Annotated in this window: 13 protein-coding genes; 5 read left to right on the top strand and 8 right to left on the bottom strand. The window is 33.8% G+C overall.

Annotation, left to right across the window (positions count from 1 at the left end):
* The first annotated feature begins 179 nt into the window (after positions 1 to 179).
* From Q0800_RS14130 to Q0800_RS14110, 5 genes are read left to right on the top strand one after another with little or no spacing between them, the layout of a single operon-like run.
* Positions 180 to 467 (top strand): hypothetical protein, encoded by a 288-nt coding sequence (locus tag Q0800_RS14130; RefSeq protein WP_299131027.1) that lies wholly within the window; start codon positions 180 to 182, stop codon positions 465 to 467.
* The gene (mutL, locus tag Q0800_RS14125; RefSeq protein WP_299131025.1) at positions 467 to 2,329 is read left to right on the top strand and encodes a DNA mismatch repair endonuclease MutL; all 1,863 of its coding nucleotides are present in this window, start codon (positions 467 to 469) and stop codon (positions 2,327 to 2,329) included. Before Q0800_RS14130 ends, mutL begins: the two co-directional genes overlap by 1 nt.
* A gap of 3 nt (positions 2,330 to 2,332) precedes the next feature.
* Positions 2,333 to 3,088, top strand: a complete 756-nt coding sequence (locus Q0800_RS14120) for a rhomboid family intramembrane serine protease (protein ID WP_299131023.1) — start codon at positions 2,333 to 2,335, stop codon at positions 3,086 to 3,088.
* A gap of 2 nt (positions 3,089 to 3,090) precedes the next feature.
* On the top strand, positions 3,091 to 3,960 hold the full coding sequence (locus Q0800_RS14115; protein ID WP_299131021.1) for a rhomboid family intramembrane serine protease: 870 nt from the start codon (positions 3,091 to 3,093) through the stop codon (positions 3,958 to 3,960).
* A gap of 32 nt (positions 3,961 to 3,992) precedes the next feature.
* Entirely contained in the window at positions 3,993 to 5,021 is a 1,029-nt protein-coding gene (locus tag Q0800_RS14110) for an endonuclease/exonuclease/phosphatase family protein (RefSeq protein WP_299131019.1), read from the top strand.
* Here Q0800_RS14110 and Q0800_RS14105 read toward each other — a convergent pair.
* From Q0800_RS14105 to Q0800_RS14070, 8 genes are all read right to left on the bottom strand, one after another.
* Positions 5,013 to 5,321, bottom strand: a complete 309-nt coding sequence (locus Q0800_RS14105) for a DUF6122 family protein (RefSeq protein WP_299131017.1) — start codon at positions 5,319 to 5,321, stop codon at positions 5,013 to 5,015. The two genes, Q0800_RS14110 and Q0800_RS14105, sit on opposite strands and share 9 nt — an antisense overlap.
* Positions 5,314 to 5,937, bottom strand: coding sequence for a WbqC family protein (locus tag Q0800_RS14100; RefSeq protein ID WP_299131015.1), 624 nt, complete (start codon positions 5,935 to 5,937; stop codon positions 5,314 to 5,316). Before Q0800_RS14100 ends, Q0800_RS14105 begins: the two co-directional genes overlap by 8 nt.
* A 22-nt stretch (positions 5,938 to 5,959) precedes the next feature.
* Positions 5,960 to 7,576 (bottom strand): signal peptidase I, encoded by a 1,617-nt coding sequence (gene lepB / locus Q0800_RS14095; RefSeq protein WP_299131014.1) that lies wholly within the window; start codon positions 7,574 to 7,576, stop codon positions 5,960 to 5,962.
* A 61-nt stretch (positions 7,577 to 7,637) separates the two neighbouring features.
* Entirely contained in the window at positions 7,638 to 8,339 is a 702-nt protein-coding gene (dapB, locus tag Q0800_RS14090; protein WP_299131012.1) for a 4-hydroxy-tetrahydrodipicolinate reductase, read from the bottom strand.
* A 1-nt stretch (position 8,340) separates the two neighbouring features.
* Positions 8,341 to 8,946 (bottom strand): DUF5683 domain-containing protein, encoded by a 606-nt coding sequence (locus Q0800_RS14085; protein WP_299131011.1) that lies wholly within the window; start codon positions 8,944 to 8,946, stop codon positions 8,341 to 8,343.
* Entirely contained in the window at positions 8,936 to 9,841 is a 906-nt protein-coding gene (locus tag Q0800_RS14080) for a ParB/RepB/Spo0J family partition protein (RefSeq protein ID WP_299131008.1), read from the bottom strand. Before Q0800_RS14080 ends, Q0800_RS14085 begins: the two co-directional genes overlap by 11 nt.
* Positions 9,841 to 10,608: an AAA family ATPase gene (locus tag Q0800_RS14075; protein WP_299131004.1), complete on the bottom strand. Its 768-nt coding sequence runs from the start codon at positions 10,606 to 10,608 to the stop codon at positions 9,841 to 9,843. Before Q0800_RS14075 ends, Q0800_RS14080 begins: the two co-directional genes overlap by 1 nt.
* 241 nt (positions 10,609 to 10,849) lie before the next feature.
* A partial coding sequence (locus Q0800_RS14070) for an insulinase family protein (RefSeq protein WP_299131001.1) occupies positions 10,850 to 12,604 on the bottom strand: 1,755 nt, incomplete at its 5' end.

Genomic DNA, 12,604 nt, shown 5'->3' with positions numbered 1-12,604 from the left:
CAATCACCAATCACCAATCACCAATCACCAATCACCAATCACCAATCACCAATCACCAATCACCAATCACCAATCACCAATCACCAATCACCTTGGCATCTTTTTTGTTAATAATTTTAAGGAATCCTTAAGCGGGATTTGCTCACATTTTCAGTAACTTTGATTAAATCCTTAATTTTATGTTTTCTACATTTTTCAAACAAAATAAAAATAAAAGATATAATTATACACCTCGATTTTATGATGAACGAAAGGAGAGACTGGATAATTTAAAAAAGAAGCACGGTTTAATTGAGGATGATAATGACGGTAAGCGTTTTCATAGAACAAACTTCAGAGATGAGTGGAAACAAAATAGTAAAATTCAGAGTAATAGAAATTCAAGAATTAGATTTCTAGTGATTTTAGCATTTTTACTAGTGGCTGCATATGTTGCTTTGAGTTATTTAGATATTTCGATGATTTAATGACAGATATCATTCAACTTTTACCAGACCATGTGGCTAACCAAATAGCCGCAGGTGAGGTGGTGCAACGCCCTGCTTCTGTGGTTAAGGAACTTTTAGAAAATGCTATTGATGCTGAGGCTACAGAGATAAAACTCATTATAAAAGATGCTGGTAAAACCCTGGTGCATGTTATAGATAATGGCAAAGGTATGAGTGTTACAGATGCGCGTTTGAGTTTTGAGCGGCACGCTACCTCTAAGATAAAATCTGCAGAAGATCTTTTTCAATTAAATACCAAAGGGTTTAGAGGAGAAGCCTTGGCAAGTATTGCAGCTATAGCTCATGTAGAATTAAAAACAAAACGTTTAAATGATGAGCTAGGAACGGCAATTACCATTGAGGGCAGTAAAGTAAAATCCCAAGAGGTTACAGTTACACCTCAGGGAACTTCTGTGGCAGTAAAAAACTTGTTTTTTAATATTCCTGCTCGTCGTAATTTTCTAAAATCAGACACTGTAGAGCTACGCCATATAACAGATGAATTTCATCGCGTGGCCTTATCTCATCCTAATATAGCATTTGCCTTTTATCATAATGGTAGCGAATTGTTTAATCTGCCCAATGAAAACTATAGACAACGCATTGTTCATATTTTTGGAAGTAAAAGTAATGAGCGTCTTGTACCTGTAGACGAGGATACCGAAATTTTAAAAATATCTGGTTTTGTAGGCAAGCCACAATATGCCAAGAAAACAAGATCAGAACAGTTCTTTTTTGTTAATAATCGTTTTATAAAAAGTCCATACCTTAACCACGCCATTAGTAGTGCTTTTGAAGGTTTGCTAAAAGACGGTTACCACCCGAGTTACTTCTTAAACTTAACGGTAGATCCCAAAACTATTGATATTAATATTCACCCGACAAAAACAGAAATTAAGTTTGATGATGAGCACACCTTATATGCTATTTTAAGATCTGCCGTAAAGCATAGTTTAGGTCAATTTAATATTGCACCGGTTTTAGATTTTGAACATCAGAGTCAACTAAACACACCGTATAACTATAAAGACAAACAAGGCAAGGTACCTACAATAGAAGTGGACCGTAGTTTTAATCCTTTTGCTGTGCACTCATCGGATTCAAAATCAGGATCATTAGCTAATAATGCTCATTTTAAGAAGGCGCCCGCAGCGCATTGGGAAAGTTTATATGTAGGTTTAGAATCTAAAAGCAATTCATCAGACTCAGGCTTTAGCGAAATCACTTTTGAAAGTGACGCAAAATCTGAGGCCATATTTAAGGATGACGCTGTAGAAACACGTAAAACAACATTTCAGTTACAACAAAAATATATTGTAAGTACTATAAAATCTGGTATGCTGGTAATTGACCAAAATAGAGCACATCAGCGTGTGTTGTACGAAAATTTTTTAAAGCATATCACCATAAAACAAGCAACAAGCCAGCAATTATTGTTTCCGCTACAATTGCATGTTACACCCAACGAAAGTAAAATAATAGAGGATTTAAAGCAAGATTTAGAACATACAGGTTTTGTGTTTTCTGAGGTTACTGAAGCTTGTATTACAATTACAGGTGTGCCAATTGGTGTGCCAGAGAGCGAGGTGTCTATAATTTTAGAGCAACTCATTAGTGATGTTGAAGAGGATGTACCAGATGCTAATTTTAGTGCTGCAGATTTATTAGCAAAGTCAATGGCAAAAAGTTTAGCTATTAAAAATGGTCAACCTCTTGATGTTGCTGAGCAAGAACATTTGGTAAACAGTTTGTTTGCCTGTAAGGAACCTAATGTATCACCAACCAATAGGCCAACATTTATTACTATGGATGTAAGCGCTATTGAAAAGAAATTTATGTAAACTATGAGATTAGGAATTACTGATACAGTAAAACATTTGTTAATTATAAATGCGGTTATGTTCATTGGAACCTTAACTATAGGCAATGGAAAAGCTTTTTATGAGTGGTTTGCATTATACTTTCCAAAGAATGATTTATTATTTCAGCCTTGGCAGATTGTAACACATATGTTTATGCATGGTAGTCCATCGCATATATTATTTAATATGATAGGTATTTGGATGTTTGGGACAGCGGTAGAGAGGGTGTTCGGAGGAAAGAAATTTTTGATATTTTACCTTTTATCAGGCCTAGGTGCGGCTATAATTATGCTTTCTTATTATTACTTCCAATATTCACCTTTAGAAGCAGATATTTTAGGCTCTGGTTTTAGTCAAGAAGAAGTAAAACAAATGTTAACTACAGGCGATGTTACAAGGTCAATTACAGCACAACAACAAAGTCAGTTGCAAGAAATGTATAGTATCTTTAACTCTAGTATGGTTGGAGCCTCAGGTGCTTTGTTTGGAATTTTAGTAGCTTTTGGTATGTTATATCCTAATTCTGAAGTGATGCTCATATTTTTGCCAATTCCTATTAAAGCAAAGTATTTTATTCCTGGCTTAATTATTTTGAATTTATTTTCTGAGTTTTCAGGTCATTCTATTTTTGGGCAGAGTAATATTGCTTACATGGCTCATATTGGTGGTGCGTTAACAGGCTTTTTGTTAATGTACTTCTGGAAAAAGAATGAAAGGGATAAATACCGTTGGAATTAAAAATGAGTTTTTTTCAAGATTTTAAATACAGATACACTAAGTTAAATGCGTTTCAGAAAATAATAGCGCTAAACATCACTATATTTATTATTGGGAGACTATCTTCTGGATTTTCAGGGATAAGTCCAGTAATTAATTTTTTAAAGTTACCATCACAATTTGCAGATTTTATTTATAAACCGTGGACCTTGTTAACTTATGGTTTTGCTCATTTTGATGTGTTTCACATACTGTTTAACCTTCTAATTTTATTTTCAATTTCTCGTATACTCTTAAATTTGTTTAGACCAAAAATGGCACTAAATATCTATATGTTAGGTATTATAGTTGGTGGACTCGCGTTTTTACTAGTTTATAATGTAGTGCCCAGTAGTTTACTTGTAAATACGTCTGGTGTTATAGGTGCGTCGGCAGGTGTTAATGCTTTAATTATTTTTTTAGGAACCTATATGCCCAACAAGGAGGTAAGTATTCTGCGCTTTAACATAAAACTTAAATACATAGCCATTGCACTAGTAATTATTGATATTTTAGGTTTATTTGGTTGGAACCAAGGAGGAAACGTAGCGCATTTAGGTGGTGCCCTTCTTGGCTATTTATACGCTACTAAACTAAAAGAAGGTAAAGATATCGGGACTGGTTTTGAGCGTATTATGGATACTGTAATGGGTTGGTTTAAACCTTCGTCTAATTTAAAAACGGTACACAGATCTACTAACAAAAAGTCTTATGCAGGTAAGACAAAAGATGAGTTTAATACATTTAACGATCAAAAAAAGGTAGATTTAATACTCGATAAAATCAGTAAGAGTGGTTACGAAAGCCTTACAGCCGAAGAAAAACAATTTCTATTTAAAGCAGGTAAAAAGTAAATAATAGTCCTAGTTATTTATAGGGTAAACATATGAAAATATTAAAATTCTTTATTAAGTTAATGTTTCTGGCCAATTCTTTGGCAGCATTCTTGCTTCTCATTTCTTATGTTTTACCTTACATTCCGCCAAAAAGTTATGGAACTCTTTCTGTTATAAGCTTAGGTGTTCCTTTATTAATCATATTAAATATTCTTTTTTTTATCTATTGGTTGCTTAGAGTTAAAAAGCAAATGCTTTTATCTTTAATTGTATTGCTCTTAGGTTGGAATTACTTAGGTGCTATGTATCAATTTTCTTCGTCTAAATCTATAGAGAATTCAGATAACTTTTCTGTAATGTCTTTTAACGTAAGGATGTTTAATAAGTATAATTGGAAACCTAATAAAACAACAAAACAAGACATTATAGATTTCTTTTATAAGGAGGCGCCAGATGTTATTTGTATACAAGAATATACCAGAGGTAAACCCATAAAACTTGACGGTTACAACGATTATAATGCACGATATACGAAGTCTGTCAGAGGAGGGCATACTATTTTTTCAAAATTCCCAATAATTAATTCTGGATCTCTAGAATTTGAAAACACTAATAACAACGCTGTGTTTGCTGATGTTGTAAAGGGTAAAGATACCATTAGGGTTTATAATTTGCATTTACAATCCTCTAAGGTTAATACGCAAATTGATTATGTAAATAGTCAATATTCTAGAGACATGTTTTTAAAACGCGTAAAAGCTGCATTTATAAAGCAACAGTCTCAGGTAGAATTGGTTTTGCAACATAAAGCTAAATGTACGTATAAAACCATAATTGCTGGTGATTTTAATAATACATCATTTTCTTATAGTTATAAGGAAATCTTAGGCGATGATATGTTAGATACATTTAAAGAAGCCGGTAATGGTTTTGGAAAAACCTTCGACTTTAAGTTTTTCCCACTACGTATCGATTTTATTCTGGCTCACAAAGATTTTAAGGTCAATGGTTTTAAAACTTATGATGATACTATATTATCTGACCATTATCCCATTATGGCGACTTTAAAATTAAATTAGGTAACAATCTACACTATCTGCTATGATATGAGCTATTAGACCCAAAGCAATAATTCTTATCTTTTTAGGAATTAGAAGTATAAGGTACAAAGCGATTGCAAAATAGGAGTGGAGCGGATGAAAGTTGATACTGCAACGATTAGGGTCAAAAATAGGATCTGCTAATAAGTGATCTAAATCTATAATAAATGCTGCTAGCATTATAATGTAAGCTTTAAACCAATTTTTGTTGTAAAATAAAATAGCTATAACTAAGGGTAGCCCAAAATGTAAGCCGTAATGTATAGTAAACTTAAGCATGGCCAGTTAACGATTGCTTTTTTAAATAGAGCTCAGTATTTGGCCCTTCGTTAAATAATAGGTCTAGTATGCTTAGATTGCTTATAAAACCGTGCTTTTCAGTAAATACTTGGGTATAGTATGTTAGCTCATCGGGTACAAAATTTCGGTTAACTAAGGGACGATAGTCTATTTTATCCTTAGGTGTTTTTTCAAATGTCTTAGAGGGTGATACATCAATATTTAAATCCATCAGCGTTATTAAAATATCAAAGCACATTAAATTTAAATCTAAGATGTATTTAAAATTAGTATTAAAAAGTGGTTTTAAATCATCACTATAAAACTCAAAAAAAGGAGACATGCTATAGGCAGACTCTAGAGATTTAAAGTGGATTTGTTGCCAATTATTCTCATTTGCAATTTTTACATCTTTATATAACTGCCTATTCTTTTGGCTGTAGGTTACAGGTACAGTAAGTGCCAATTTACCGTTAGCTCCATAGATTTCTGTACGGTTTCTAAAGGATTGCTTTTGGAAATTATCACAGACTTCAAAACTAACTTTACCAGCACTTAGCATAGCTGTAAAATGCGCTATGTTAGGAAAGTATGTTGGATGCAAAATGCAGTCCATAATTATAATTTTGCAGTAACGACTATGATTTTGCTTTTTTCTTCTTTCTCCACTTACTAAAGAAAGTTAAGCCAAAAACAATAACTAAAAACGGTATAAAATAGGACGTGCGCTCGCCACTACCACTAACCGTAGTAAAAATGCGATCCCATCTAAAGCTCCAGTTTTTAATACCATTCATAAGACCATCAATACTCATCCAAATAAATACGGGCTTGCCAAAAATATGATCGTATGGTACAAAACCCCAATATCTACTATCTATTGAATTATGGCGGTTGTCACCCATCATCCAATAATAATCTTGCTTAAAGGTATATGATGTAGCAGGTTGGTCATTGATAAAAATCTGATTCCCTCTAGTTACCACTTTATTGCCTTCATACTCGCCAATAGCACGCTTGTATAATGAGATATTATCAATATTAAGTTGTACTGTTTCACCAGATTTTGGAATCCAGAGTGGCCCAAACTGGTCTACATTCCATTTGTAATTTGTATCTCTTGGGAAAATATTTTCAGCCTCACCAATAGTTCTAATTATGCGTTCTACGCTTTCTACATTAGGCTGAACTTTTAGTTTACTAATAGCTTCATCTGAGGCTGCAGCAATATAAAAAGAGCCGTCTTGTGGGTTAAACCTAAAGCCATCGTCTATGTCTGCTTTTTCAAGCATATTATAAAATAGTTGCTCTTCTCCAGATGTGCTTATTTGTTTTTTAAGTTTAAGTACGTAAGAAAACTGTAAATGAGATCTTGGTGGTAATTTGTTTTGTTTACCATTAATATATACATAACCATTTCTAAGCTCTAGTGTGTCGCCAGGTGCGCCAACGCAACGTTTTACCAAATTGGTTTTTTTATCTATTGGTTTGTAATAATTACGATCTGGCGTAAATTTATTCATATCCAATAAGGTGTCCGCTGGTTGGTTAAATACCACAATATCATTGCGCTCCACAGATTCAAAACCCGGAAATCTAAAATAGGGCAGTTGTAATTTGTTAATTAATGATGTATTTCTTTTTTCAAAATTATCATTAAATAAATAAGATTTAGATTTTAACACAGGAATGGTGTCATGTACCATCGGTGCTCCTAAAGTAGTCATTGGTGCTCTTGCTCCATAATGCAGCTTACTTACAATTAAGAAATCGCCAACTAATAATGATTTTTCTAAAGATGATGATGGTATAACAAAGGGCTGAAAGAAATAGGTATGCACAATTGTTGCAGCTACTATGGCAAATAAAATTGACGTAATCCATTCACCAGCTGAGGTTTTAGGCTTTAATTGTCTGTTTTCAATATAATTAACGTCAGCAACGTAATTGAGATAGTAAAGGTAAAACCCAAGTGTAAGGATACAGAGTAAAGCATCTATTTTTGAGTCTTTACCAAACGCTCTAGCAGTTTCTACCCAAGCTGCAGGTATCATTATAAGGTTAACTATTGGTAAAAACATTAAAATTACCCACCACCAAGGACGAGAAATAATCTTCATTAAAACAATAGCATTGTAGATGGGTACAAAGGCTTCCCAAGCTTGGCGACCTGCCTTAACGTAGAGTTTCCATGTACCCAAGCCATGTATAATTTGCAATATCATTAGAAAAATAAACCACTGTGTCCAAGTCATGATACGATGTTTAATCTAGTTGGTTGAAATGTATTTTAATTTGTTTCAAATGTCTGGCAAATTAACCAATGTTTAACACATCTTTCATATTAAAGATGCCTTTTTTATCTTTAATCCATTCTGCAGCAACAACGGCTCCGAGGGCAAAACCTTGTCTACTATGGGCAACATGTTTAATAAATAAAGAATCAATCTCAGAATTATAGTTAACTTCATGAGTGCCTGGGACATCGGCAATACGCTTAGCTTCAATATGTAACTCATTAGAGTTTGGTGCGTCTAATGTCCAATTCTTATAATGGGTGTGTTCTATTATCTGTTCGGCCAAACTTATAGCTGTACCACTTGGTGCATCTAATTTTTTGGTGTGATGTATTTCTTCTAGAGTAGTGTTATAGCCATCAACACCAGCCATTAACTGACTCAATTTTTTATTAATTTCAAAAAATATATTGACGCCAAGACTAAAATTAGAAGCATATAAAAATGTGCCATTTTTAAGTTTGCAATAGTCTAAGATCTCATTATACTGATCTAACCAACCTGTAGTACCCGATATAACGGGAACACCAGCGTCTAAGGCTTTTTTAATATTAGAAACGGCTGCTGTAGGAATACTAAAATCTATGGCAACATCTGTATTTGAAAAATCTAAAACATCTTCGGCATCTTCTATTTTTAAAGTAATGTTGTGCTTACGATTTAGAGCAATGACTTCAATACTTTTTCCCATTCTTCCATATCCGAGTAGTGCTATATTCATGCTAAAATTTAAAATTAAATGTAAGGCCTATGTCTGACGAATTTTCTCTTTGATTGTATTGGTAATGCGGACGTAAAGATAAGTTTTCATCCACATTAAACTGAAGCAAATGTGCATCAACGTTTGCATCGATAATATTTAAAGCATACAAACCAACAGTGATTAATAAAGATAGTTCTTTATTTCTTCTAAATTGTTGTTGCGCTCTAATTAAGCCATCGTCTGAGATTAATGCATTGCCATTAGAATCTGAAAATTCGTCATCTGTAAAACCTGCTAAACGTCTTTTGTAAGCATCTCTGTAACGGTTAAATTCACTATTGTTTCTGGTATAAAAATAGACACCTGTGCCAATAGCTCCCCAAACTATAGGGATTTTCCAATATTTTTTATTGTAAGCTTGCCCTGCACCAGGCAAAATGGCTGAGTAAAATGCAGCTTTGGAAGGTTTTAAAGGATCAATAGGGCCGCGTTTAACACTCTGTTCTAAAACCTTTAGTTCTTTATCTAGTCCAAGACTTATACTATCGTTTTTCGTTTTTTGAGAAAATGAAAAAAAGAAAGTACATAAAAACAGTGAAGTAAAGAAATACTGCTTATTTAGCACGTTGCACCAATTTTTTAATTCTATTAAAGTCTTCCTCGGAATGAAAAGGAATGGTAATTTTACCAGAGCCGTTCTTTGCTACTTTTACATCAATTTTATGACCAAAATAATCAGAAAATTCTTTAACACCTTTTTTGATGTATTTTGGTATTTCTGATGATTCACCCTTTTCTAAGTTGCTTGTATTTGGCGAATTAAGATTTTTCACCAATTGTTCTGTGGCACGGACAGAAAGTTTGTTTGTAATTATTTTTTCATAAACTTCGAGTTGGTCAATTTGATTTTCTATATTAACCATAGCTCTGCCATGACCCATGGATATAAAACCATCTCGCATACCTGTTTGTATAATGGGATCTAGTTTTAAAAGACGCAGGTAATTTGCTATTGTAGATCGCTTTTTGCCAACGCGATCACTCATTTGCTCTTGTGTTAGATTAATTTCATCTATTAAACGCTGATATGATAAGGCAATTTCTATAGGGTCTAAATCTTGGCGCTGAATATTTTCTACCAATGCCATTTCCAATGACTCTTGGTCGTTAGCTATCCTTATGTAGGCAGGTATCGTTTCTAAGCCAATTAAACGAGAGGCTCTAAAACGACGCTCACCAGAAACTAATTGATATTTGTTAAAAGCGAGTTTTCTTACAGTTATAGGTTGTATAACACCAAGTTCTCTAATGGAAGAGGCTAATTCTTTAAGGGAGTCTTCATTAAAATTAGTTCTTGGCTGAAAGGGATTAACTTCTATGCTTGCTAAATCTAATTCAACAATATTACCAACAACTTTGTCTGCATTTTTGTCTTCTGCGGATTTTATGTCATTTTCCGGATCTTTTAATAGAGCCGAAAGTCCTCTACCAAGGGCTTGTTTTTTTGTTGCCTTCGCCATTATAATTCATTTTTCTTAATAAGCTCTTTAGCCAGGTCAAGGTAATTTGTAGCACCTTTACTGCCAACGTCATAATTAATGATGCTTTCACCATAACTAGGTGCTTCTCCTAATCTTACGTTTCTTTGTATTATAGTGTTAAACACCATATCGCTGAAGTGTTTTTGAACCTCTTCTACAACTTGATTAGATAGTCTTAATCTTGAATCGAACATAGTGAGCAGCATTCCTTCTATATCTAACGCCTCATTGTGTATTTTTTGTACGCTTTTAATAGTATTTAACAGTTTACCTAAGCCTTCTAGTGCAAAATATTCGCATTGTATTGGTATAATAACTGAGTCTGAGGCTGTTAGAGCATTAAGTGTTAATAAACCTAAAGACGGTGCACAGTCTATTAAAATATAGTCATATTGAGCTCTTAATTCTGAAACTACTTTCTTAAGCATATACTCTCGCTCATCTTTATCAACGAGTTCTATTTCTATAGCTACAAGATCTATATGTGCAGGTATAAGATCTACATTAGCAGCGTTTGAAGCAACAATAGCATCATTAGCTGTGCAAGTATGCTCTAATACTTGGTAAGAGCCAATTTCTACAGCATCAACATCTACACCTAGTCCAGAACTTGCGTTGGCCTGTGGATCTGCATCTATAAGTAGAACTTTCTTTTCTAGTGCTCCTAGGGAAGCTGCTAAATTTACTGAAGTTGTTGTTTTACCAACACCACCTTTTTGATTAGCAATTGCAATGATTTTACCCATTAAATGACTTGGTTTATTAGACGTTAAAAATACAATTTATTATGAGTTTTGAAAATGGAAGTTGTTAACAGGTGCATAAATAAAAAAGAGACGGTCTAAAAACTGAATATTCTGTGTCATCGTTTTATGTAGCGTGGTTTAAATGTGTTAACTATCAGTTATTTAATTTATAAACTACACTCTAATTGACAGAGCAATATATGGTTTAGACCGGCTCTTTATTAAAAGATTTATTTTTGCGTTATTCTTCTTCGGGCATTAATATTGCTTTTATGTAACCGTTGGTTAAATATTTTTTAGCAACATTATGCACGTCTTCTGTTGTTATAGCATTAATATTTGCTTCGTAATTAACCACATTATTTAAATCACTGTTGTTAAAATCCGCGCCACGTATAGCTGATAGCCAAAAACGGTTTTGCTCTAGTTGCTCTTTTCGAGTTAATAAAAGCGCCTTTTTCACTTTATCAAGATCTGTTTCCGTTGGGCCATCTTTAATAATTTTATCTAATTCTGCGATTGATGCAGCAGCTAATTTTTCAGCGTTATCGGGACCACAAGGAAACGATATACTAAAATTAAATCTGCCGTAAGGAATTTTACTTATAGACCCTCTGGCTCCAGCACCATAGACACCACCTTCTTCCTCTCTTAGCTTTTCAATAAGTTTAATACTTAAAATTTCTCCTAAAACTTGCATTGCTCTTGCTTCCTTTTGGTTGTAGTCTGCTTCTCCGCGCCATGTAAGATTAACTTGACTCTTAGGTTCGGTACCTTTTTTATAATTAAACTCATGCGACCCAGATTTTGTTCTAAATGGGTGTACTTTGTAGCGCTCTTTAGCATCACTACTAGGTAAAGATGCCAAATACGTTTCGGCATAGTCTATAATTTTGGCCTCGTCTACGTTACCAACAAAGTAAAAATGAAAATCGCCTGCATTAGCAAAACGTTCTTTATATTTTTCATATGCCAAATCGTAATTGGCATTATCTAAAGCTTCTTCATCTGGGAATCCTGTATATCTTGGATTGCCTTCATTTAAAAACTTACCAAGAGCAATTGAAAATGAAAAATTTGGATTAGACGTAATATTGCCTAAAAACGCCTTTTGTTTACTAATGAAAGAGGCAAAAGCTTTTGGGTCTTTATCTAACTTTGTAAAATACAAATGAATCATTTGAAACATCATTTCTAAGTCCTTAGGAGATGCCGAGCCTCTAAAGCCTTCATCAATACCACCAATATAAGGCCTTACTCTTACAATTTTACCAGAGGTCATTTTTGCCATTTGATTTTTGTCTATACCGTCTATACCTGCTTCAAAAAGCCCTCCATTGGCACTTGCTGTGGCTTTTAATTCTTCATCTGTGTATAAGGATGTACCACCGTAACTAAATGCTTCAAGTAATATTTCATCATTTTTAAAATCAGTCTTCTTGTAAGTTACTTTTGCACCATTGCTTAGTGTAAGTGTTGTGGTTTCGTTTATTTGACCTTCATTATTAAGCGTTTTGTTGACAATACTTCCTTTTTTAGGCTTTATTGGCATCATCTCTGATCTTACAGCTTCATCTTCATAGTCTTTGATATCTGATGTTTTAACGCTGTCTAACAAATCTATGACCTGGCGTTCTGTAACCTTAGTTAAGCCTTCTTTCTTAGGTCCTGTTAATACCACAAGGCGGTTATCATCATGTAAAAAATCAGTAATTAAAGCATTTACTTCTTTTAAAGTGATGTTTGGTAATTCTGCCTGAGCATAAGTATTAATCCATTCGATTCCAGGAATTGGGCTTTCTTGTAAGAAATTTTGAATATACTGATTTACGATTCTGTTAGACTCTAACTTATCTTTATTCTTAAACTGACGCTCTAGTCTTGCGAGATAATCCTTCTTTGCACGCTCTAGTTCTGAAGCCTTAAACCCGTAACGTTTTACACGCTCGTTCTCTTCTAAGAGCGTTTTTAAAGCATCTAATTGGCCTTTTTCATT

It is taken from the genome of uncultured Winogradskyella sp. (genome assembly GCF_937958655.1).
In the GTDB taxonomy this organism is placed as follows: Bacteria; Bacteroidota; Bacteroidia; order Flavobacteriales; family Flavobacteriaceae; genus Winogradskyella.
The sequence above is the reverse complement of the archived record's forward strand: the minus strand, read 5'-3'. Positions and strand labels throughout refer to the sequence as shown.

Bases quoted from the DNA above. Each gene is read 5' to 3' on its own strand.
- dapB (WP_299131012.1), bottom strand. From the start codon at position 8,339: ATGAATATAGCACTACTCGGATATGGAAGAATGGGAAAAAGTATTGAA.
- mutL (WP_299131025.1), top strand. From the start codon at position 467: ATGACAGATATCATTCAACTTTTACCAGACCATGTGGCTAACCAAATA.
- Q0800_RS14100 (WP_299131015.1), bottom strand. From the start codon at position 5,937: ATGGACTGCATTTTGCATCCAACATACTTTCCTAACATAGCGCATTTT.
- lepB (WP_299131014.1), bottom strand. From the start codon at position 7,576: ATGACTTGGACACAGTGGTTTATTTTTCTAATGATATTGCAAATTATA.
- Q0800_RS14120 (WP_299131023.1), top strand. From the start codon at position 2,333: ATGAGATTAGGAATTACTGATACAGTAAAACATTTGTTAATTATAAAT.
- Q0800_RS14110 (WP_299131019.1), top strand. From the start codon at position 3,993: ATGAAAATATTAAAATTCTTTATTAAGTTAATGTTTCTGGCCAATTCT.
- Q0800_RS14130 (WP_299131027.1), top strand. From the start codon at position 180: ATGTTTTCTACATTTTTCAAACAAAATAAAAATAAAAGATATAATTAT.
- Q0800_RS14080 (WP_299131008.1), bottom strand. From the start codon at position 9,841: ATGGCGAAGGCAACAAAAAAACAAGCCCTTGGTAGAGGACTTTCGGCT.
- Q0800_RS14115 (WP_299131021.1), top strand. From the start codon at position 3,091: ATGAGTTTTTTTCAAGATTTTAAATACAGATACACTAAGTTAAATGCG.
- Q0800_RS14075 (WP_299131004.1), bottom strand. From the start codon at position 10,608: ATGGGTAAAATCATTGCAATTGCTAATCAAAAAGGTGGTGTTGGTAAA.
- Q0800_RS14105 (WP_299131017.1), bottom strand. From the start codon at position 5,321: ATGCTTAAGTTTACTATACATTACGGCTTACATTTTGGGCTACCCTTA.